This is a genomic window from Nonomuraea sp. MTCD27 (genome assembly GCF_041950495.1).
Classification (GTDB): domain Bacteria; phylum Actinomycetota; class Actinomycetes; order Streptosporangiales; family Streptosporangiaceae; genus Nonomuraea.
Map to the genome: position 1 here is coordinate 98334 of NZ_JBGNUW010000013.1, position 22294 is coordinate 120627.

The 22294-nt window shown below is 71.1% G+C and carries 17 protein-coding genes; 4 read left to right on the forward strand and 13 right to left on the reverse strand.

The window, feature by feature from the left end:
- Nucleotides 1-27: 27 nt before the first annotated feature.
- From ACBJ59_RS33810 to ACBJ59_RS33820, 3 genes are read right to left on the reverse strand one after another with little or no spacing between them, the layout of a single operon-like run.
- Entirely contained in the window at nt 28-690 is a 663-nt protein-coding gene (locus tag ACBJ59_RS33810) for a TetR family transcriptional regulator (protein ID WP_375114252.1), read from the reverse strand.
- 9 nt (nt 691-699) lie between these two features.
- On the reverse strand, nt 700-2424 hold the full coding sequence (locus ACBJ59_RS33815; RefSeq protein ID WP_375114253.1) for a bifunctional sugar phosphate isomerase/epimerase/4-hydroxyphenylpyruvate dioxygenase family protein: 1725 nt from the start codon (nt 2422-2424) through the stop codon (nt 700-702).
- Between the two features lie 10 nt (nt 2425-2434).
- Nucleotides 2435-3280: a shikimate dehydrogenase gene (locus ACBJ59_RS33820; protein WP_375114254.1), complete on the reverse strand. Its 846-nt coding sequence runs from the start codon at nt 3278-3280 to the stop codon at nt 2435-2437.
- A gap of 204 nt (nt 3281-3484) precedes the next feature.
- Here ACBJ59_RS33820 and ACBJ59_RS33825 point away from each other — a divergent pair, with 204 nt between their 5' ends.
- Complete coding sequence (locus ACBJ59_RS33825; RefSeq protein WP_375114255.1) at nt 3485-5428, forward strand: FAD-dependent oxidoreductase; 1944 nt, start codon at nt 3485-3487, stop codon at nt 5426-5428.
- Between the two features lie 5 nt (nt 5429-5433).
- Here the strand turns inward: ACBJ59_RS33825 and ACBJ59_RS33830 are convergent, their stop codons facing one another.
- The gene (locus ACBJ59_RS33830) at nt 5434-8196 is read right to left on the reverse strand and encodes a TIM barrel protein (protein ID WP_375114256.1); all 2763 of its coding nucleotides are present in this window, start codon (nt 8194-8196) and stop codon (nt 5434-5436) included.
- 204 nt (nt 8197-8400) lie between these two features.
- On the opposite strand from ACBJ59_RS33830, the gene ACBJ59_RS33835 reads away from it, so the two are divergent.
- The 3 genes from ACBJ59_RS33835 to ACBJ59_RS33845 all read left to right on the forward strand — a co-directional run bounded on the left by ACBJ59_RS33835 (nt 8401) and on the right by ACBJ59_RS33845 (nt 10759).
- Entirely contained in the window at nt 8401-9219 is an 819-nt protein-coding gene (locus ACBJ59_RS33835; RefSeq protein WP_375114257.1) for a transcriptional regulator, read from the forward strand.
- A gap of 173 nt (nt 9220-9392) precedes the next feature.
- Nucleotides 9393-9779 (forward strand): DUF2255 family protein, encoded by a 387-nt coding sequence (locus ACBJ59_RS33840; RefSeq protein WP_375114258.1) that lies wholly within the window; start codon nt 9393-9395, stop codon nt 9777-9779.
- Between the two features lie 2 nt (nt 9780-9781).
- On the forward strand, nt 9782-10759 hold the full coding sequence (locus tag ACBJ59_RS33845; RefSeq protein ID WP_375114259.1) for an aldo/keto reductase: 978 nt from the start codon (nt 9782-9784) through the stop codon (nt 10757-10759).
- Between the two features lie 24 nt (nt 10760-10783).
- On the opposite strand, the gene ACBJ59_RS33850 is transcribed toward ACBJ59_RS33845, so the two are convergent.
- The 9 genes from ACBJ59_RS33850 to rhaS form a co-directional block, all read right to left on the reverse strand.
- On the reverse strand, nt 10784-11338 hold the full coding sequence (locus tag ACBJ59_RS33850; RefSeq protein WP_375114260.1) for a MarR family winged helix-turn-helix transcriptional regulator: 555 nt from the start codon (nt 11336-11338) through the stop codon (nt 10784-10786).
- A gap of 31 nt (nt 11339-11369) precedes the next feature.
- Nucleotides 11370-14324: a glycosyl hydrolase gene (locus ACBJ59_RS33855; RefSeq protein ID WP_375114261.1), complete on the reverse strand. Its 2955-nt coding sequence runs from the start codon at nt 14322-14324 to the stop codon at nt 11370-11372.
- Between the two features lie 76 nt (nt 14325-14400).
- A complete protein-coding gene (locus ACBJ59_RS33860) occupies nt 14401-15195 on the reverse strand; it encodes an alpha/beta hydrolase family protein (protein ID WP_375114262.1) in 795 nt (264 codons plus the stop codon).
- Nucleotides 15196-15206: 11 nt separating this feature from the next.
- A complete protein-coding gene (locus ACBJ59_RS33865) occupies nt 15207-16034 on the reverse strand; it encodes a carbohydrate ABC transporter permease (RefSeq protein ID WP_375114263.1) in 828 nt (275 codons plus the stop codon).
- The gene (locus tag ACBJ59_RS33870; protein WP_375114264.1) at nt 16031-16924 is read right to left on the reverse strand and encodes a carbohydrate ABC transporter permease; all 894 of its coding nucleotides are present in this window, start codon (nt 16922-16924) and stop codon (nt 16031-16033) included. The genes ACBJ59_RS33865 and ACBJ59_RS33870 overlap by 4 nt, the downstream gene beginning before the upstream one ends.
- A gap of 35 nt (nt 16925-16959) precedes the next feature.
- Entirely contained in the window at nt 16960-18273 is a 1314-nt protein-coding gene (locus tag ACBJ59_RS33875; RefSeq protein WP_375114265.1) for an ABC transporter substrate-binding protein, read from the reverse strand.
- 353 nt (nt 18274-18626) lie between these two features.
- Nucleotides 18627-19664, reverse strand: coding sequence for a LacI family DNA-binding transcriptional regulator (locus ACBJ59_RS33880; RefSeq protein WP_375114266.1), 1038 nt, complete (start codon nt 19662-19664; stop codon nt 18627-18629).
- 346 nt (nt 19665-20010) lie between these two features.
- Entirely contained in the window at nt 20011-21159 is a 1149-nt protein-coding gene (gene rhaI / locus ACBJ59_RS33885; protein ID WP_375114267.1) for an L-rhamnose isomerase, read from the reverse strand.
- A 61-nt stretch (nt 21160-21220) separates the two neighbouring features.
- Complete coding sequence (rhaS, locus tag ACBJ59_RS33890) at nt 21221-22288, reverse strand: rhamnose ABC transporter substrate-binding protein (RefSeq protein ID WP_375114268.1); 1068 nt, start codon at nt 22286-22288, stop codon at nt 21221-21223.
- Nucleotides 22289-22294: the final 6 nt, after the last annotated feature.

Below are 22294 nucleotides of genomic sequence, written 5' to 3' on the forward strand. Positions count from 1 at the left end.
CCGCAGGATTAAGGGTCCTGACCAGGATCAGGCGCCCGAGCCCCGTACATAGGCCACGACCATATCCCCCACCATCGCGCGTAACCGGGCACGATGCTCGGGCGCGCTCATGTCGCGCCCGAACAGCGCGCCGAAGGTGTGCTGGTTGGCCACCCGGAAGAAGCAGAACGAGCTGATCAGCATGTGCACGTCGACGGCGTCGGCCCCCTTGGTCAGGCAGGTGACGAAGTCGCCGCTCGCCGTGCCCGCTTCGAGGATCGCCTCGATGAGGTCGAGCACGGGCGTGCCGAGGTTGGCCAGGGGCCGCGACGTGCGGATGTGCTCGGCCTGGTGGATGTTCTCGATCGTGACCAGCTTGATGAAGTCGCGGTGCAGGTCGTGGTGGTCGAAGGTCAGCTCGGCCAGCGTGCGGATGGCCTCCACCGGCGCCAGGTGCCCCACCTGGACCGCCCGCTCCATCTCGCGGACCTCGGCGTAGGCCTTCTCCAGCACGGCGACGTAGAGCCGCTCCTTGCTGCCGAAGTAGTAGTAGATCATGCGCTTGGTCGTGCGCATGCGAGCGGCGATCTCGTCCACCCGCGCCCCCGCGTAGCCGTGGCGGGCGAACTCCTGCTGGGCGACCTCGAGGATCTCCGACCTGGTGCGGCCGGGGTCCCGCCGGCGCTCGGGGGCCGCGGGCTGAGCGGTCACCCGCCCATCCTAATGACCTTCCGCATGCTGGGCCGCGAGCCGGACGGGGGCGTTGCCGGCGCCGTAGCCCTCGTATCCGCCGATCCGCTGGACGATCTCGAAGAAGACCCGGCCCACGGTGACGGTGTACAGGTGCAGGAACTCGCCGTGCTCGTCCCGGTCGTAGAGCACGCCGAGGTCGCGCAGCTCGGGACCGACCTCGTGGCGGGCCTCCAGGTCGTCGTAGTAGTTGCCGGGGATCGGCAGCAGCAGCCCGGGGTGCTCCCTTCGCAGCCGGCGGGCGACGGACACGACGTCGTCGCAGGCCAGCGCGACGTGCTGCCAGGGGAGGAGGTCGGCGCCGACCTGGGCGATGTTCACCACGACGCGGACGGCGCCGTCGGGGCCCGACATGGCCTTGCTGCGCAGCAGGCCGTACGGGTCGGGCAGCTCCAGGCTCTCCTGCGGGCGCAGCCCGAGCACGCTGCGGTAGAACAGCGCGGCCTCGTCGAAGTGGTGCCACGGCTGGGTCAGGGCCACGTGGTCGATGCCGGTGACCGGGCCGGGCACGGGTCCCGAGGGGGCGAAGTCGGCGAGCCAGGCGTCGTCGCAGAAGAAGATCTCGGTGCCGTCCGGCGCGGCCACCGCCTCCAGCTTGGCCTCTTCCGGGGCGCGCTCGCGTGGCAGGACCGGTGAGAGCAGCGACTCGGCGCGCTTGGCCGCGCCGGCGGGATCGGGGCCGTCCAGGCCGATGGCGATCAGCGCGGGGTCGGCGCCCGTGGCGTTGAGCAGCAGGCGCGCGCCGCCCTGCTCCCACAGCTCGACAGGTTTGGTGGGATGCGTCCCGGTACGCGCGAAGCCGAGCGCGGCCAGCATCCCGCCGAGCGCGCCGGTGTCGGCCAGCTCGGCGAAGGCGAAACCGGCGGGCACGGCCGGCTGCGCCGCACCGTTCAGGTCCTGCTCCAGCGCGATGAGCGAGCGCATGCCGTCCAGCGCGGTGCGCTCGGCCGACGCCTGGCGGAAGACGTCGTTGAACACCTCCAGCGACAGCGGCCCGGCGTAGCCGGTGCGCCGCACGCTGGCGACGAGCCCGGCCAGGTCGAAGTTGCCCTGCCCCGGGAAGCAGCGGTAGTGGCGGCTCCACTGCAGCACGTCCATGGCCAGCAGCGGCGCGTCGGCGAGCTGCAGGAAGAAGATCTTCTCCCCGGGGATGGCCTCGATGCCGATCGGGTCGGAGCCGCGCGAGAGGATGTGGAAGCTGTCCAGGCACACGCCCAGGTTGGGGTGGTCGGCCAGCCGCGCGACGCGCCAGGCGTGCAGATACTCGTTGACGTGCCGGCCCCAGGCCAGCGCCTCGTAGGCGATGCGGATCCCGTGCTCGGCGGCCCGCTCGGCCAGCAGCCGCAGGTGCTCGGCGGCCAGCTCGTCGTCGCCGATCGCGGCGGGCGAGACGTTCGAGCAGACCAGCAGCAGGTCCGCGCCGAGGCGCTCCATGAGCCGGAACTTGTGCTCGGCCCGGCGCAGGTTCCGGGCCAGCATCTCGGGGGGCACCGCCTCGAAGTCGCGGAAGGGCTGGTAGAGGTCGATGCCGAGGCCCAGGTCGGCGGCCCTGGCCCGGACCTCCTCCGGCGGCAGCGGGCAGGCCAGCAGGTCGTTCTCGAAGATCTCCACCCCGTCGAACCCGGCGGCCGCGATGGCCGCCAGCTTCTCGGCCAGGGTGCCGCTCACCGACACGGTGGCGATGGACTTGCGCACGGTTCCTCCTTCAGACGGCGATGAGGTCGGTCAGGTGGGCGAGCATCCGCTCGGCGTCCGGCTCCCGGCCGGTGAACAGCCTGAACGCGTGCACGGCCTGGAAGACGACCATGCCGCCACCGTCCAGCGTCCGGCAGCCGAGCGCCCGCGCCTGCTTGAGCAGCTCGGTCTCCAGCGGCCGGTAGACGATGTCGGCCACCCACAGGCCGGGGTGGAGGAGCTCGGCCGGCAGCGGCAGGCCCGGATGCCGGGCCATGCCGGTCGGGGTCGCGTGCACCAGCCCTTCGGCCCGGGCCAGCAGCTCCGGCAGCTCGGCCGGACCGGCGTGATGGGCCCGTTCGGCCCCGAAGCGGGCGGCCAGCTCACCGGTGAGAGCGCGCGCCCGTGCCGGGTCGGAGTCGACCACGGTGATCCGGTCGGCGCCCATGGTGAGCAGCGCATGCGCGACCGCGGCCCCCGCTCCCCCGGCGCCGAGCTGCACGATCTGGTGGGCGGGCGCGTCGGGCAGGCCCCGCGCGAACGACTCGGCGAAGCCCGTCCAGTCCGTGTTGTGGCCGATGGCCCGCTCACCGTCGAACACCACGGTGTTGACCGCGCCGAGCATGCGGGCGTCCGGCGACAGCTCGTCCAGGTGCGGGATGACGTCCTGCTTGCAGGGGTGGGTGACGTTGAGCCCGTCGTAGCCGTAGCGCCGCGCCGTACGGACCAGCTCGCCCACGTCACCACCCACGCGATCGATGTCGAGCAGCCGGTAGACGTAGTGCAACCCGTGGTGCACGGCCTCCTGCTCGTGCAGCGGCGGGCTCAAGGAGGGGCCGATGCCCGAGCCGATCAACCCGATCAGGAACGAATCCATCACTTCTTCCTTTCAAGCAGGTACGACAGCCGCGTGAGCGCTTGGCTCGTGACATGGCCCTCCTAATGTACGTACTAGTGAGTTAGGTGGCTAGCGGGCAATCCGTGGCGGTTGGCGCGGAAGTGATCTCCCCCTTGACTTCACCGCGCCGCTGGCCCAGCTTTGTGAACTATCTAGTCCGTACTCTTGGAAGGAACCACGATCATGAGCTGGGACGGGCCGGCCGTGGGACGGCCGCTGGCGCTGGGCCCCGTACGCCTGCGCAACCGGTTCGTCTCGGCGCCGATGGAGCGCAACTACTGCGAGATCGACGGCACCGTCACCCACCGCTACGTCGAATACCTGACCCGGCGGGCGCGCGGCGGCGCCGCCCTGGTGTTCGCCGAGGCCGCCTACGTGCGCGCGGACGGCAGGGGCCGGCTGCGCCAGATGGGCGTCGACGTCGACGCCCGCGTCCCCGGCCTCGCCCGGCTGGCCGCCGCCGTGCACGCCGAGGGCGCTCTGTTCGGTGTCGAGCTGAACCACGGGGGCCGCACGGCCCAGGGCGCGGTCAGCGGGTTCCGCCCGGTCGCCCCCTCCCCCGTCCGCTGCCTGCCGGCTGGCGGCGAGCTGCCGCTGGAGCTGGCCACCGCGCAGGTGTACGAGCTGGTCGAGGCCTACGGGGAGGGTGCCCGGCGCTGCCGCGAGGCGGGTGTGGACGTGATCTCGATCCACGGCGCGCACGGTTACCTCGTGCACCAGTTCCTCTCCCCGGCCTTCAACCTGCGTACCGACGAGTTCGCCGATCCCCTCCGGTTCCTCGACCTGGTCGTCGAGGCGGTCCGGGAGCGGGCAGGACCCGGCGTGGCCGTCGGTTTGCGGGTCTCCGCGCACGAGGGGTTCGAGGGCGGCCTGAGCGCGGAGCGCACCTTCGAGCTGATCTCCCGCGCCCGCCTGGACCTGCTGGACTTCCTCGACGTCTCGGCCGGGTCGTACGAGGCGGGGCAGTGGATCATCCAGCCCGGCGAGTGGGAGCGCGGCCTGCTCGCCCCGTACGCCGAGCGCTACCGCGCGCTGGGGCTGCCGGTCGGCGTCGCCGGGCGGATCAGCACGCCGGAGAGCGCCGAGGCGATCGTGGCCGGTGGCCGCGCCGACTTCGTCTCCCTGGCCCGTACGCTCCACGCCGACCCCGGCTTTCCCCGCCACGCGCTGACCGGCGGGCCCTACCGGCCGTGCATCGCCTGCAACCACTGCATCGATCAGCTCGGCACCGGCGAGCCGATCCCCTGCTCGGTCAACCCTCGGGCGGGCCGGGAACACCTCGGCGCGCCGAACACCCCCTCGAAGAAGGCGTCGGTGCTGGTGATCGGCGCGGGCCCGGCCGGCCTGGAGGCGGCCCGGCGGCTGGCCGGGCAGGGACACCGGGTGCGGGTGCTGGAACGCGCGGGGCACGTCGGTGGCCAGTTCGCGCTCGCCGCCCGCCTCCCTGCGTATCCGGAATATCACCGCATCCTGGAGTGGTGCACCGCCGAGCTGGACCGGCTCGGCGTCACCGTCCGCACCGGCGTCCCCGTCACCGCGGAGGTGCTCGCGCGGCACGAGGCGGACGCCGTCGTGCTGGCCACCGGCGGCACCGGCCGCCTGCCGGACGTCCCGGGCGTCGGCCTGCCGCACGTCTTCGACGTGCGCCGCTGGCTCGCGCTCGGCGAGGACGTCCCCCGCGCCTGCGTCATCTGGGGCGCCGACCGCGAGGGGGTCGCCGTCGCCGACCACCTCGCCGCGGGCGGGGCCGAGGTGCTGCTCATCGGCTCCCAGCCGAGCCTCGCGCCCGACGTCGGCCGCCGCGCCAAGATCCTCATGGTCCCGCGGCTCACCGGGAACCCGAAGGTGCGCATCCTGCCGGAGACCGCGATCACGTCCGTCGAAGCCGACCGCCTGCTCGTCCGGTCCGACGGCCACGAAGAGTGGCTGCCCGCCGCCGGGCCCCTGCTGATCTCCCATGGCGTCGCCCCGCGCACCGGCCTGCTCGCGGCCTGCGAGGCCCGGCGGCCGCGGCTCGGGGTCCACGTCATCGGGGACGCCGGGGGCAGCGGCGGGTCGATCCACCGGTGCTTCCTGGCGGCGGAGGAGGTGGCCCGTACCATCGGGCAGGCGTGCGACGCCCTCTGATCGCGCTACGCCGCCTCGGTCGGGCCCGCTCGCCGGGCGGCCGCGTCGAGGTGGCGGCGCGCCGCGGTGATCGCGAGGCGGGCGTGCTCCTTGGCGCCCACCTGCGCCACGAGCGTGGCCCGGGGGATCTCCAGGGCGTACGGGATCCCCGGTGGCAGGGCGCCGAGGATGCCGTGCACGTCGATGCCGCCCTCGCCGGGGAACAGGCGCTCGAAGCGGGCGGCATGGATGATCTCCTCCTGCGTGGCCGGCGCCGCGGCCGGCGCGTCGCAGACGTGGGCGAAGCGGAACCACTCGGGCGGCAGGTCACGGAGATCGGCCACGCTGGAGCCGGAGCGCGCGAAGTGGATCAGGTCGACCAGGATTCCCGCGTTGGGCTGCCGGGCGGCCCGCAGGACGCGGACGGCTCCGGCGAGGTCGGGCGTCTGGGTCCACGACGGGAACTCGAGATCGACGGTGAGACCGAGCGGCCCGGCCAGCTCGCACAACCGCGCGAACCGGTCGGTCTTGCGGGCGAAGTCGGGGTCCGGGAGCTGCGTGATGACATGGCGGGCCCCGAGCTCGGCTCCGGCCTCCAGGAAGCGCAGGAAGTCCGCGGGGTCGTCATCGGGCGCGATCCGGGCGAGCTCGATGTCGAGCACCTCGATTCCCGTGGCCGCGAGGCGGACCTTGGTCGCGCGCATCAGGGCGGGGTCGGTGGCGAGGGGGTGGTGCGGCTCGTGCGGGGTGACCCGGGTCATGCGCAGGCCCACGTACCGGTAGCCCGCGTCGGCGGCGGCGCTCACCAGTTCGGGCGGAGACAGGCTGAGCGCCGTCAGATGCGCCAGCGAGTAGTCGTGATCGCCACCGGCCAGGGCGGACGGCTCCCGCAGCGTGCTCAGCCGGCGCCTGCGGTGCGCGGCCATGCGCACCGCCGCGCTGTTCGCCGCGCCGTAGCCGGCGTACTCGCCGACGCGCTGCACCACCTCGAAGAAGATCCGCGCGCCGAGCATCTCGGTGTAGAAGTGCAGGTATTCGCCGTGTTGGTCGCGGTCATAGAGGATGGAGTGCCGCCTCATCTCCGCGAGGAGTTCCCGCGGCAGCGCCAGGCGGGCGTCGAGATCGTCGTAGTAGTTGTCGGGGATCGTCAGCAGCGGCGCGCCGAGCGCCCGCATCGCCTTCGCGGCGGCGATGGCGTCGTCGGTGGTGAAGGCGATGTGCTGGGGGCTCGGCACCGCCGGTGACCAGTCGCCCCGCCGGAGCGGCGCGGTGTTGAGGCTGATCCGTACGTGGTGCGCCGGATCGGTCGCGGCCCGGCTCTGGATCAGCCCGAACGGCGCGGGCAGCGTGGTGGTCTGCGTCGCCTGCAGGCCGAGCACCGAACGGTAGAAGAGCGCGGCCTGGTCGAAGTCGTCGACCGACTCGGTGAGCGAGACGTGGTCGGTCCCGGTCAGCAGGCCCTCGCCGCGGGCCGTGCGGCCGGTGGGGGCGAAGTCGTCGAGCCAGTTGTCGTCCCCGCCCGTACGGCAGAAGAAGACGGCGGTCCCGTCGGGTGCGGCCACGGAGTTGAGGTCGGCCTCCTCCACCCGCCGGGCGCGGGGTAACACGGGCGCCAGCAGCCGCTCGGCCCGGCGGGCCGAGCCGGCCGGGTCAGCGCTCTCCACGGCCAGCGCGCAGACGGCCGCGGTGCCCGGCGGCACTGTCCGCTGCGGTGCGAAGTTCAGCAGGATCCGGGCCTTGGCCTGCGACCACAGCTGCACCGGCTTGGAGCGGTGCTGACCGGTGTGCGTGAACCCGAGCGCGGCCAGCGCCCGCGCCACGATCGGGCCGGAGATCTCGTCCACGGCCAGCTCGGTGAACACGTGACCGTCGAGCGGCGGGGCCGGCGGCAGGCCGGCCGGCTGGATGCGTTCGCGGGCCGCCACCGGGCCGAGCGTCTCCTCCAGCGACAGCAGCGAGCGCATCGCGTCGACGGCGACGTGCCGGGGATCCGCCTGCCGGCAGACGTCGTTGTACACCTCGATCGAAAGCGGGCCGTCGTACCCGGTGGCCAGGACGTGGCCGACGAAGCCGGTCAGATCGAAGACGCCCTGCCCGGGGAACAGCCGGTGGTGCTCGCTCCACTCCAGGACGTCCATGTTCAGCCGCGGCGCGTCGGCGAGCTGCAGGTGGAACACCTTCGCACCGGGCACGGCGCGGATCCAGGCGGGGTCGTCGCCCCGGGCGAACAGGTGGAAGCTGTCGAGGCACAGCCCGAGCGCCGGATGCCCGGCGAGCCGGACGATCCGCCAGGCGTGCTCGACGGTGTTCACGAACCGGCCCCAGGCCAGGCCCTCGTACGCGATGCGCAGGCCACGCCGCGCGGCCCGGCCGGCCAGCGTGTGGAGCTGCTCCGCGGCGAGGTCGTCGTCGTCGAGCGCGCTCATGGAGGTCGTCGAGCAGACCGCCAGCGTGCGCGCGCCGAGGTGCTCCAGCACGTCGAACTTCCGCTCCGCCCGGCGGAGGTTGGCCTCGAACGCCTCGGGCGGCACCGCCTCGAAGTCATGGAACGGCTGGTAGAGGTGGATCGACAGCCCCAGGTCGGCACATTCCTGCCGGATCCGGCTCGGTGACCAGCTCGACACGATGAGGTCGTCCTCATAGATCTCGATCCCGTCGAAGCCCGCCGCGGCGGCGGCCACGAGCTTGTCCTCCAGGGTGCCGGAGAGGCAGACCGTCGCGAGTGCCAGGGGAGGGCTCGCGGGGCGGCGGCTGACAGGGGTTGCCATGCCGTGGTCGGCGGTGAGCATGGGCGTCCCACCTTCCTGGCGTCGATTAACGAACGAACTAGATACTTACTTATAAGCCCTGCGCGCCCACGGCGAAAGGGGCAACGCGGTCCGCTGTGTGGATCGGTTGATCTGGCAGGCAGCCCGGGGACGGTGCTCCGGGTGCCGCGGGAGGGGTAACGGCCTTACCTCCTTCGCCGCGTTCACCTTGCCTACCCTGGGGTTATGGGCCAGATCGAGCACCGCGCCGAGGTCCGCGAGTTTCTCAGCTCGCGCCGGGCGCGCATCACCCCGGAGCAGGCGGGACTGCTGGACGCCCTGGCCCGCGCCCTGCAACTGGACGAGGCCGAGCGTGAGCACCTGTTCGCCCTGGCCCGGAGCGCCGGTCCGGACCCCCGCCGCCCCCGCACGCCGCCGACCACGGTGCGGCCCGTGATCCAGCAGGAGCTCGACGCCGTCACCGACTCCCCGGCCTGGGTACGCAACGGCCGCCACGACCTCATCGCCATGAACCGCCTGGCCCGCGCACTCTACTCCCCCGTCCTGGCCGACCCGCGCCGCCCGGCGAACACCACCCGGTTCGTCTACATCGACCCGGCCGCGCGCGAGTTCTTCGTCGACTGGGACCGGGTCGCCGACGACGCCGCCGCCATGCTCCGGCTGGAGGCGGGCCGCCACCCGCACGACCGGGCGCTGATCGAGCTGGTCGGCGAGCTGTCGACGCGGAGCGAGATCTTCCGGCAGCGCTGGGCCTCCCACGACGTGCGGTTCCACCGCAGCGGCCGGAAACGGCTGCGGCACCCGGTGGTCGGGCAGCTCGACCTCGACTTCGAATCGATGGAGCTGCCCTCCGAGCCCGGCCTGACCCTCAACGTCTACACCGCCCCCCCAGCAGCCCCACCGCCGACGGGCTCAAGATGCTCGCCAGCTGGGCGGCCACGCAGGACCTCGCCGGGGCGCAGGACCAGGCCTGACCCGTGCCCATCCCCGCCGGCGGGCTGGGGGGTTCTGCCATTACCTGTAACGGCAGGCCCTGCCGCATGACCGAGCGAGCGGCTTTCATGGGGGTTGACCAGGGAAGACGTCGGCCCGATCGCCCGGCATCCATGAGGCATGGATTTACCGACAACGGACCTCCGCCAGGCGTGCCGGTCACCCGGTTGAGACCGGGCGCGGGTAGGTCCACGTCCAGCCCTGACCCGAAGGAGGCGTCCGCGATGGCTACCTGGACCGGCGACGAACTGAGCACGATCGGCTACGCCGAGGAACTGGAGCTCGCCTCCCGGCGCGAGGACGGCACGCTGCGCCCACCCGTGACGATATGGGTGGTCCGCGTAGGTGATGAGCTCTATGTCCGTTGCATGAACGGCCGGTCCGGCGCCTGGTATCGCGGTACCCAGACCCGCCACCAGGGCCGCATCTCGGCCGGCGGCGTCGAGGCGGACGTCACCTTCGCCGACGCCGGACCCGCCGACGCGGCCGTCCACGACCAGATCGACGAGGTCTACCGCACCAAGTACCGCCGCTACGGCGCCAACATCATCGACGGCGTCGTCAACCCCGGCTCACGGGACGCGACGATCAGACTCGTCCCCGAAAGGTGATCATGAGGCACACCACCCTGAAAGACCTGGACGTCTCCCGCATCGGCCTGGGCGCGATGGGCATGTCCTTCGGTTACACCGGCGCCGGCAGCGACGACGCCGAGTCCGTCCGCACCATCCACCGCGCGCTGGACCTGGGCGTCACCTTCCTCGACACCGCCGAGGTCTACGGCCCCTACGCCAACGAGGAACTCGTCGGCAAGGCCCTGAAGGGCCGCCGCGACCAGGTCGTCGTGGCGACCAAGTTCGGCATGATCTCGCACACCGGGCGCGGCCCCGGCCGCCTCGACAGCAGCCCGGCCGGCGTCCGCACCGCCGTCGAGGGCTCGCTCCGGCGCCTGGACACCGACTACATCGACCTGTACTACCAGCACCGCGTCGACCCGGACACCCCGATCGAGGACACCGCCGGCGCCCTGGCCAAGCTGGTCGAGGAGGGCAAGGTCCGCCACATCGGCCTGTCCGAGGCCGGGCCGGAGACGATCCGCCGCGCCCACGCCGTGCACCCGGTCACCGCCGTGCAGTCGGAGTACTCCCTGTGGACCCGGGACGTGGAGCAGCGCGTGCTGCCGGTGCTGCGCGAGCTGGGCATCGGCTTCGTGCCGTACTCACCGCTCGGGCACGGCTTCCTGACCGGCGCGATCCGCTCGCCCGAGGAGTTCGACGACACCGACTGGCGCAGGACCAGCCCGCGGTTCATGGGCGAGAACTTCCGGCGCAACCTGGCCCTGGCCGACGAGGTGCGGGCGGTCGCCGCCGCGGCGGGCGTCACCCCGGCGCAGGTCGCGCTGGCCTGGCTGCTGGCCAAGGGCGAGCACATCGCCCCGATCCCCGGCACCAAGCGGGTCTCGCGGGTCGAGGAGAACGTGGCCGCCGACTCCGTCCGGCTGACCGCCGACCAGCTCGCCAAGCTGGACAACCTGCCCCCGGCCGCCGGGGACGACCACAACGAGGAGCAGATGCGGATGATCCAACGCTGAGGCCCCCCGAGGATCAGCCCGCGATCACCGGGCTCGTCCTGGCGCGATGCGCGCCCGGGGCGCCTGCCGCACCCACACCGTGTCGCGGGCCAGGCGAGCGAGGAGGCGTTTGAGGTCGGTCACATCCTCCTCGCTCCAGTGGGCGAGGGCCTCGTCGAAGGTCCGCCGGACGTGTGTCATGATCCGCTCCCCGATCTCCCGGCCGCGGGGAGTCAGCGCGAGCAGCACGCTGCGCTCGTCGGAGGGCTCGCGCACCCGCAGGATGAGGCCCGCGGTGTCGAGACGGTGAGCGATCTTGGAGATGTTCGCCCGTCCCATGCCCAGGGTCTCCGCGAGCTCGCTCGGGCGCATCGCTCCCCGGTAGCTGAGCTGGTTGACGACGAGGAACATCGACACGTCGTGCACCGGGAAGTCGACGGCGGTCATGACGGACAGCCGCACGGGGAGACTGTCGGCCCAGTGGATGATCGAGGTCAAGGAGACCCTCGGGTCCAGGGGGTCGGGCGCGATGACGGGTGACAGGTCGATGTCCTGGTCGTCCAGCTCGTAGCGTTGCGCGCGGGCCACGATGCGCCTCACCTCTGCTTGTACGTTCCGGCTTCCCGAAACCCTACTTGCCGGCCGCCTCCGCTTCACGCAGCAGCCGCACCGGTCCGAGCAGCCCGTGCTCGTGGACCGTCGTCCGCTGCGTCTCGTCGGCCCCGGTGAAGGACGCGACCACGTCGGGCACGCCGTCGTAGTAGCCGCGGGCGAGCAGCCGGTTGTTCAGCGAGCTGGAGACCCGGACCGTGACCGTGTTCTCGCCCGGCCGCAGGTCGGCGGTGACGTCGACGCGGGGCAGCGAGGTGTCGAAGCCCTTGACCGCGCCCGCGTTGACCCGCACGGACCCCAGGGCCCCGGCGGTCGATCCGAGGTCGAGGACATACCTGGCCCCGGCGACTCGGTCGAGGGTGAAGGTGGCGGTGTACTCGCCGACGCCGCTGACCTCCGGGCCCACCTGGGGCAGGTCCTTCCACGGCCGCAGCGGGCCGTGGCCGGCGTCGAGGCGGGTGACGGCCGTGCGGGGCCGCTCCTCGCGGGTCTCGTAGCCGAGCCCGCGGTCCTCGGTGATGACCTCCACCTCACCGGCGTCCCAGCTCTCGACGGCGATCGTCCACTCGTCGATCTCCCGCACCGGCTCGGGCGTGACGGGGTCGGAGCCGGCGGGCTGCGCCGCCGAGCGGTCGAGGGTGAGCAGCGCCGTCTGGCCGGGGGCCAGGGTCACGGTGACGATCGTGCGGCCCGCGTCGTGCCGGACGCCGCGGTGGGGCCGGAGGTCGCCGGTCCAGGCGTCGATCCGGTGGGCGGCGCCGGTGCCCGGCAGGGCGACCTCGACGGTGGTCGGCTCGCCGCTCTCGTAGCGGAAGTGGTACAGGTACAGGTGCAGCAGGTCGCCGTCCTCGCGCAGGTGGCTCAGGACGTCGGGGTTGTCGGCGGTGAACTCGGCGCGTCCGGTGACGCCGAGCTCGCGCAGCGCGCCGACGGTGTGGGCGGGATCGTGCACCTCGGCGACGTTCGGGAGGGCGCGCAGGGCCGCCATCGTCCGGGCGAGCTCGTCGTCGCGGCCGTCCAGTCCCGGGGTACGCGCGGCGGCCCGGTGGTGGGTGGTGTGCTGTCCGGCGACGAGCCACTTGAGCTCGCGGGCGCCGTTGACGACGAGGAGCTTCAGGCCGTCGCGGGCCCACCGCAGGAGCCCGGCCGCCACGTCCGCGTCCAGGGTCTCCTGGTAGACGATGAGCGCCTGGTAGCCGGGGCCGCCGGGCTGGACGAGCCCGCCGGCGAACGAGACCTCCTCGCGCAGCAGGAGTGATCCGTCGAAGAACTCGTAGGTCCATCCGGCGTCCTGCATGCCCAGGTCCTGCCACCAGTGGTTCTGCCGGTCGCGCATCCACCTGCGCCCGTAGGCGTCCTCGTCCGGGATGCGCCGGCCCTCCTCGTCGTACAGGGCCACGCCGCAGGTGTTGTCGGTGAAGTGGTCGGTACGCAGGATCCCCACGTCGATGCGGGGCCGCCCCTGGCGCAGGACGGCCTGGTAGCGGCCGATCGCCTGGTTCCACAGCGGGTAGAACTCGGCGGCGGGCTGGCGGGTGTCGAACCGTTCGGAGAAGCGCGACCACATGCCCTCGTGCCCGGGCCAGGTGGTGGCGCCGGGCGCGCCCGCGGTGCTCGCCCAGCCGTGCAGCACGGTCCTGGTGATGCCGGCCGCGAGCTGGGTGGCGATGATCTGGTCGTAGAAGCGGTGGTCGAGGATGTGGTTGCGGGTGGTCGCGCCGGTCTCGGAGGAGTACTGCTTGCCGAACAGGTGGGCCGGGCCGGCCATCAGGCGGTAGGCGTCGATCTGCGCGCCGAACTCCAGGGACTCGTTCTCGATCCCGTCGACCTCCGGGCCGGGCCGGGTGAGCTCGAACGGCAGCCCGTAGCTGATCTCGGCGCGCAGCCCGATCCCGTGCCCGTGCAGGAACGCGGCGAACGGGCGCAGCATGTTCTCGATGTAGAGGTCGGTGAGCGTGCGCACGTAGTCGAAGCGCACCTTCTCGACGGTGCCGCGGTGCTCCTCGCGCACGTCGTAGTGGTACGTCGTGCTGACCGCCATGAACGGCACGCTGCGCAGCAGGAACGGCAGCCATGGAGTGATGTCGTAGCCGCGGCGGGCGCGGAACTCCGCGGCGACGGTACGCCCCCAGAACAGGCCACCGGCGCCGTAGGTCGACAGCTCCAGGGAGTCCATGTACATCTGCACCCGCGGGTTGCGGCCGATCCGCTCGCGCAGCTCCGGGGTGAGCACGACCGTGTCCCAGTAGTCGATGACCGCCTCGACACCGTCCCGGTCCAGGTAGTTGACGGTGTAGTTGACCGACGCCGAGGGCGAGGCGGTCTGCCCGGTGCCGTGCGTCCACAGCACGAACAGCCGCCAGTCGCCGTCGGCCGGGGCCTGCCAGTCCAGCGTCTCGTCGCGCACCTGGCTGGTGAGGTCGGCGACAGATTCGAGGTCGAGGATCGTGCCCGCCTGGGTGGTCTCCAGCACGCGCGCCGCCACGACGGCCACCAGATGCTGCTCGGTGACCTTGCCGCGGTGACCGGGAATGTGGGTCACGGGCGGCTCGGCGTCGAGGTCCACGCGCGGGAGCGGCCCGCGGCGCGAGCCGGCCGGGCCGAGGTCCTCGGTGACCACGTCGAGTTCCTGCGCGGCGGCCGGGTGATCGGGGTGGATGGTGGGGAGGTTCGCGTTCGCCCAGTTCGTGCCGGAGGTGAAGCTCACCGCCATGCTCCGCCTGGTCGTCTCCTCCACGACCACGTGGGAGTCGTGCGTCCACTCCTCCGAGCCCCAGCCGTAGCGGGCGTGGTCGATGCCGTCCTCGTCCATGGCGAGGAACTCCATCCCGCCGAAACCGAGCTTGTGCGCGGTGTCGATCTCGCGTACCAGCGTCTCGTCGGTGTGCAGCCCTTCGGCCAGCCACCAGCGCAACTCGGGCCGGAACTCGACGGACGGGACGGCGACCAGCCGGGTGAGGTCGTCAAGTGACATGTGTCCCCCTGGAGGTGAGATCGCTATGGGACAGAACTTAGGTTGCGCCGCACTCATAAGCAATGTCCTGAGGAAACTAAAAAGTGTCCTTCGGACACGAGAGGGTCTTCAGGAGGAACCGCAGCGTGGACCGGTGCAGCCGGCTGCGGTGCGGCACGGTGGACCAGCCGTGGTCGGCGCCTTCGACCACCTCCAGCTCCGCGTTGCCGTCGTAGTGGTCGAGGTAGCGGCGGGCGTAGGAGACGGGCGCGATGTCGTCCCGGTCCCCGTGGATGATGCGGACGGGCCCGGTGTAGGGGCGGGACCGGCCGTAGACGTCGAGGCCGGCGATGTCCGCGACCAGGGCCGGGCTCATCCGGTGGCCGTCGGCGTCGAAGTAGCCCCGCTCCCCGATCTCGGCGCCGATGTCGCGGCCCTTGAGGTGGCCGGCGCCAACTTCGAAGGGGGCGACGGCGGCCGGCGACCACAGGCACGCGGCGCGGACGCCGGGCTCCTCGGCGGCCACGATCCCGGCGACGACACCGCCCATGCTCATCCCGACCAGGCCGATCCGGTCGGGGTCGGCGAAGTCGGAGCCGCGCACGGCGCGTACGACGGACCGGGTCTCGGCTATCTCGCCGGTGATGGTGACGTCGAAGAAGTCGCCGTCGCTCTCACCATGCCCGGACAGGTCGAACCGGACGGACGCGCAGCCGGCGTCCGCCAGCTGCCGTGCCATCAGGACGAACGAGCGGCTCTCCATCCGGTTGTTGGCGAACCCGTGGACGAACACCACGGCCGGCCAGCCGGTCGCGGGCCGGTCGCCCTCGGGATGGTGCACCGTGGCCCGCAGCGTCAGCCCTTCGTGCCGGAACTCGTGAGCGTGGACCATCGGACCGCCCGTCATCCCTTGATGGCGCCGGCGGTCATGCCGGCGACGATCTTGCGGTTGAAGAGGACGAACAGCAGCAGCGGCGGGATCGTGATCAGCACGATGTCCATGAACAGCAGGTTCCACTGGGTGCTGTACTGGCTCTGGAAGTTGTAGAGGGTGACCTGCACGGTGGCGTTCTCGTCGCCCGGGGTGAAGTAGAGCGGGTTGACGAAGTCGTTGAAGACGGCCACCGACGTGGTCAGGATGACCGTGATGGTGACGGGCCGCAGCAGCGGGAAGATGACGCGGAAGAACAGGGTGAGCCCGGTGCAGCCGTCGATCTGGGCGGCCTCGTCCAGCTCGCGCGGGACGGCCGCGATGAACGCCCGGAACAGCAGCACCGCGTACGACAGCCCGTAGGCGACCTCGACCAGGATCAGCCCGGGCAGCGTCTTGAACAGGCCGATCCCCTGCAGCAGCCAGATCGTGGGCACGATCGCGGGCGGGATGATCAGCCCGGACAGCACCAGGAAGTTCGCCAGCGAGCCGATCCTGCCGGCCCGGCGCTGCAGCACGAACGCGGCCATGGCGGCGAAGACGACGATCAGCGCCACGGAGGACACGGTGAGGACGGTGCTGTTGACGAAGGCGCGCAGCAGCACGTAGTCGCGCGCCTCGACCACGTCCAGGAAGTTCTCGACGATCGGCCAGCTCGCCGGCCAGGCGAAGTCCAGATCCGCGGCCTGCGCCCGGTCCTTGACCGCGGTCAGCAGCATGAACGAGAACGGCACCAGGAAGATCACGGTGGCCAGGACCAGCGCGAGCGTCTCGGCGCTGAGCCTCTTCAGCGTTCTCATGCGGCGACCTGCCTCCTGCCGAGGAAGTAGTTGAGCGGGACGACGATGGCGGTGACGACGAGGAACAGCAGCACGTTGCCCGCGGTGGACAGGCCGAAGAAGCCGGCCTGGTACTGCTTGTAGATGATCGAGGCGATGGTGTCGCTGGTGAAGCCGGGCCCGCCGCGGGTCATCGTCCAGATCAGGTCGAACGAGCGCAGCCCGCCGATGAACGACAGGATGATCACCGAGTACGTGGCCGGCCAGGACAGCGGCAGCGTGACGTGCCGGAACCGGTGCCAGGCGCCCCCGCCGTCCACCGCCACGGCCTGGAAGTAGTCCCGGGGGATCGACATGATCCCGGCGATGTAGATGACGGTGGCCAGGCCGACCCCCTTCCACACGTCCACCAGCGCCACCGACAGCAGCGCCGAGTTCGCGTCGCCGAGCCAGTCGGGGCCGTCGATACCGACCACGGCGAGGGCCCGGTTGACCAGGCCGGTGTCCGGGCGCAGCAGGGCGCTGAAGGTGATGCCGACCGCGACGGTGGACACCAGCACCGGGAAGAACACCACCGAGCGCAGGAGGCCGCGCAGCCGCAGCCGGGAGGTGAGCAGCACGCCGAGCAGCAGCCCCAGCACGACCTTCAGGCCGCTGGTGACCACGGCGTAGACGATCGTGTTCTGGAAGCCGATGCGCAGGTTCTGCTCGGCCAGGAAGTCGCGGAAGTTCTCCAGGCCGACGAAGGTGCTGTCGAACAGGGTCCAGCGGGTGAGCGCGAAGTAGAAGGCCATGGCCGTCGGCACCAGGAAGATCACCAGGTAGACGACGGCGGCCGGGGCGTACAGCGCGTACGGGTAGGCCGACCTGCGCCTGGCCGCCGGGCGGGCGTGCCGTTGCCCGGGAGCCACGCCGGGCCCCGTATGGGACCCGGCGTGTTGCCTCGTCACCACCCCGCGAGCCCCAACTGCTTGGCCTGCTTCTCCACGTCCTTGTCGTACTGGGCGGCCCCCTCGGCGGCCGAGGTCAGCCCGGAGCCGACGGCGACGGTGATCTGCTCCAGCGACGGGCCCTTGATGGGCGACAGGAACTCCAGGGCGGGGGTGGTGGCGCCCTGGTCGATGTAGGCCTGCAGGTCCTTGGCCACCTGGATGGCGTCGTCGGGCAGCTTGGAGCCCTTGATGCGGTACGGGCCGGACGGCCGCACGGCCGCGGTCACCGCCTCCGTGCCGGCCGGCGAGGCGACGAAGGCGAGGAACTTCTTGGCCGCGTCCAGCTTCTCGGTGGTCCTGGCGATGTAGATGGCGTTCGGCTCCCAGACGGTGGCGCCGCTCTTTTCCGGGTCGTTGCCGGGGATGCCGAAGAGGCCGACGTCGGTGGCCGTCTGCGGGTAGGTCGCCAGCAGCGGCGGCAGCAGCCCGCTGAGCATCGCGTAGTGCGCGCCCTTGCCCTCCACCAGCAGCTTCAGGCCCTGGTCGAGGGTGGCCGAGCCGAAGCCCTTGTTGAGGTGGTCCTTGGCGTGCACGTCGGCCAGGTGCTGGAACCCGCCCGCCGCGGCGGGCGTGGTGGCGTACTTGACCTTGCCCGCGGTGTAGTCCTGCGCGAAGTTCGGCACCGCGGCCTGCACGTTGTGGAAGTCGGCGAGCACGAAGATCTGCGAGGTCCAGGTGTCCTTGAAGGTGCTGATCACCGGGGTGATCCCGGCCGCCTTGATCTTGTCGTTGTTGGCCATGAACTCGGCCCAGGTCTTGGGGACCTCCAGCTTGAGCTGCTCGTACACCTTGCGGTTGTAGAGGATGCCGCCGCCGGTCAGCGTGGTGGCGGGGACGCCGTACGCCTTGCCGCCCTGCGTCACGACGGGCAGGTATTCGGGCTGGACATTGGCCAGGACCGGGTCGCCGGTGAGGTCGACGAGGGTCTGGGCCGGGTTGAGCGCCTGCAGCAGCGAGCCGGAGTTGTACCAGAACACGTCCGTCATCTCGCCGGTGGACAGCCGGGTCTTGACGATGTTGTCGCCCTCGCTGCCGCCCGGCTGGTGCTCCATCTCGACCTTGATGGTGGGGTTGGCCTTCATGAAGGCGTTGGCGAGGGCTTTGGAGGTGTCCACGGTCGACTGGTCGCTGCCGGTCATGAAGGACAGGGTCACGGTGCCGTCGGCCGCGGGCCCGGCGTCGGAGCCGGGGCCGGAGCCGCAGGAGGTAAGGGCCGCCGTCGCGAGCACGGCCAGGGCCGCGGCAAGCGTGCGGTGGGAGGTCTTCACACACCCCTCCAGGGTTATTGAATCGTTTTAAGCGATTCCCCGATGCGGTTAACGTAGGCGTTACGTGAAAGGGTGTCAAGACTCGATTTGGGTAACGGTTTCCAGGCTTTTCGCTGATGAAATCGCTATTGAGTGGGTCGTACGAGTAACGTTTTCCCCGCTGACCTCCCGTGGAGCGACAGCGGTCGATGAGCTGCCGCCGCGCACCCTGGACCGAACATCCGGCAGGGCGGGGGCGCGCGGCGGCCCCCCGCCGGCCGGGAACGCCCGCACGGGCGCGAGCCGGTAGGCGTACCTCGGAGGGCCGGGAACGCCCGAACGGGGGCGCCAGCCGGTAGGTGTCCGGAGCCGGGCTACGCGGTGGGTGGCGCGGCCGTGGAGCCGCGGACGACCAGGCTCGGGGTGACGGAGAAGCGCACCGGTGTCATGCGCCCCTCGACGCGCTCCAGCAGGAGCTTGCCCGCGGCCCGGCCCATCTCGCCGCCGTCCTGGTCGACGCTGGTCAGCGCGATGTTCGGCAGAGCGGCCAGGTGGGTGTTGTCGTAGCCGGCGACCGAGACGTCCGCCGGCACGGACAGGCCGGCCTCGTGGACCGCGGCGAGCGCGCCGAGCGCCGCCTGGTCGGCTCCGGCGAAGATCGCCGTCGGGCGCGCTGTGCGGCCCAGCAGCTCGCGGGCGCCGTCGTAGCCGCCCTGCTCGTTGTAGAAGCTGGTCGCGACCGCGATCTCGCCGGCGAGCCCGTGCTCGGTCATGACGCGTTCGTAGGTCGCCGACCGGATGTTGTGCAGCAGATCGGCGGGCCGGGCGATGCTGTCGTCCTGGTGGGTGATGTGCGCGATCCGGCGGTGCCCCAGCTCGATGAGGTGGTTCACGACCAGTTCGGCGCCCGCTTCGTCGTCGTCGAACACCGAGTCGTAGAAGGACGACCGCTCGTGACGCGCGAGCACCACGGTCGGCTTCTCCTTCGCCACCTCCTCCAGGCGTGCCTTCGAGGCGAGGGGCGCGACCATGATGATGCCGTCCACCTGCCGGTCCATCAGGGCGTCGACCGCCCGCTGCTCGACCTTCCTGGTGGCGCCGCCCTGGATCATGAACGCCTGGTATTGGGTGTCCTCCAGGTAGGCGGTCAGGCCGTCGAGGATGTCGGCGAAGAACGGGTTCCTGATGTGCGGCAGCACCAGGCCGATCGTGAAGGTGCGGCCGCGCATCCCCCGGGCCACGGCCTGCGGCCGGTAGCCGAGCTCCTCGATGGCCGTCTTGACGCGGTCCTTCATGGCCGGGCTGACGCCGTAGGCGTTGCGGATCACCTTGGACACCGCCGTGACGGAGACCTGGGCGTGGCTCGCCACGTCGGCGATCGTCACTCGTCGTCGGCGACCAGGCGTGACCATGAAGCTCCATTTCCGAGGCGTGGTCCGATTGTACGAGCCCGGGATCTCCGAGCCGGTACCGGTCACGGACCGCGATATCGCCGCAGGGGACCTCCTGCATCCTCGGCGCATGCCCACCGACCTGCCGGCACCAATGGGCCAGGACGTGCCACAGTCCCACCGGGGCTGCTGACCGAGCGCATCGCGCGTCAGCTGGAGCACGACATCCGATCCGGCGAGATCCAGGTGGGCGCCAAGCCGCCTTCCGAGCGCGAGCCGGCCGCCCGGTTCGGCGCGCGCACCCGTACGAGGCGGCGTACCTGCCGATCAACAGGACGGCACGATCCACGACTGGTGAGGCCCGCGGCTAGGCGCCCCAGCCGGCCTGCTCGCCGCCGACCCGGTCGGCGGCGATCTTCTCGAAATATCCGGACCTGGCGTAGGCCGCCATCGGGTCGGGCGCCAGACCCATCTCCTGACGCAACTCCGCCAGCAACGGCCGCACGTCGGTGTTGTAGGCGTCCATGAACACCGCGTTCGCACCCAGCACATCACCCGCGGACTGAGCCGCCGCCAGCGCCTCCCGATCCACCAGCAACGCCTTGGCCGTCGCCTCCTGCACATTCATCACCGAACGGATCTGACCCGGGATCTTCGGCTCGATGTTGTGACACTGATCCAGCATGAACGCCACCTCATCGCGCAACCCGCCACCCCGGATCACCTCGAACATGATGCGGAACAACTGGAACGGATCCGCCGCCCCCACCATCAGATCGTCATCGGCGTAGAACCGCGAGTTGAAGTCGAACCCGCCCAGCTTGCCCTCCCGCAACAGGAACGCCACGATGAACTCGATGTTGGTCCCCGGCGCGTGATGCCCCGTGTCCACCACCACCTGCGCCTTCGGCCCCAGCTTCACACAATGCGCGTAAGCCGTCCCCCAATCAGGCACGTCGGTGGCGTAGAAGGCCGGCTCGAACAGCTTGTACTCCAGCAGGAACCGCTGCCCCTCCCCCAACCGGCCATACACCCGCGCCAGCGACTCCGCCAGCCGATCCTGCCGGGCCCGCAGATCATCCTGACCCGGATAATTGATGCCGTCGGAGAACCACAGCTTCAACGTGTCCGAACCGGTGGCATCCATGATGTCCACACACTCCAGCAGATGATCGGTCGCCTTGCGGCGCACCCGCGCCTGCGGATGAGTGACACTGCCCAGCATGTAGTCGTCATCCTGGAACACGTTGGAATTGATCGCACCGATCCCCACACCCAGCTCACGCGCATGCCGGGCCAGATCGGCGTAATCATCCACCTTGTCCCACGGAATGTGCAGCGCCACCGTCGGCGCGATCCCGGTATACGCGTGCACCTGCGCCGCATCGGCCAGCTTCTCGTACGGATCCCGCGGCACCCCCCGCTGCGCGAAGACCTTGAACCGGGTGCCACTGTTGCCGAACGCCCAGGACGGCGTCTCGATGTGCTGTGCCCTCAGGGCGGCCTTGATGTCCATGTCACTCCCGGGGCAGACGTGACGGCTCCCGCTCCGGCCCCACGGAGCGGGAGCCGGGGTGTCAGAAGTCGAAGTCGTCGATGTTGTCCTTGGTGAACACGAACGGGTCGCCGAGCAGGACGGTGCCGTCCTTGCCCACGGTGTACTCGCCGAGCTTGCCGGCGGTGAACTTCTCGCCCTCCTTGCCGGTGATCATGCCGGAGGCCAGCGCCCCGCCGGTGTAGGCGGCCAGGTAGCCCAGGTCGGAGGGGTTCCACAGGGCGAAGGACTTGACGGTGTCGTCCTTGATGTAGGCGCGCATCTGGTTGGGCGTGCCGAGGCCGGTGAGCTGGACCTTGCCCTTGTACTCCGAGCCGGACAGGTAGCGGGCCGCCGCGGCGACGCCGACCGTGGTGGGCGAGATGATGCCCTTGAGGTCCGGGTACTTGGCCAGCAGGCCCTGGGCCTCCTGGAAGGACTTCTGGTCGTCGTCGTCGCCGTACACGGTGGCGACCAGCTTCAGCTTGCCGTACTCGGGCTTGGCCAGCTCGGTCTTCATCATCTCGATCCAGGCGTTCTGGTTCGTCGCGTTCGCCGTGGCGGACAGGATCGCGATCTCGCCGCCGTCCGGGCCGACCGCCTCGCTGATCAGCTTGATCTGGGAGGCGGCGATGCCCTCGGCGCTGGCCTGGTTGATGAAGGCGTCGCGGCAGGTGGGGTTGGTGTCGGAGTCGTAGGTGACGACCTTGGCGCCGGCGGCGCGGGCCTCGCTGAGCGCGCCGCAGATGGCGTCCTTGTCGTTGGCCGAGACCACGATCACGTCGGTGCCCTGCTGGGAGAGCGTGTTGATGTAGGAGACCTGCGCCGACGGGCTGGCCTCGGACGGGCCGGTCTGGCTGTAGACGCCCTTGAACTCCGCGACCGCCACCTTGCCGCCCTTGTTGTCGGAGGCGTCGAAGTACGGGTTGTTCACCTGCTTGGGCAGGAAGGCGATCTTCAGCCCCTCCTTGATCGTCTTCGCGGCGGCACTGGCGCCTCCGGACGGCTGGGTGGCGGCCGGTTCCTCGGTGGCGCAACCCGTTACGGCGAGGCTGAGAGCGGTGAGCACGGCCAGGGCGATGGTCCGGCCTGCTCGACTTTTCGCTGCCATGATGAT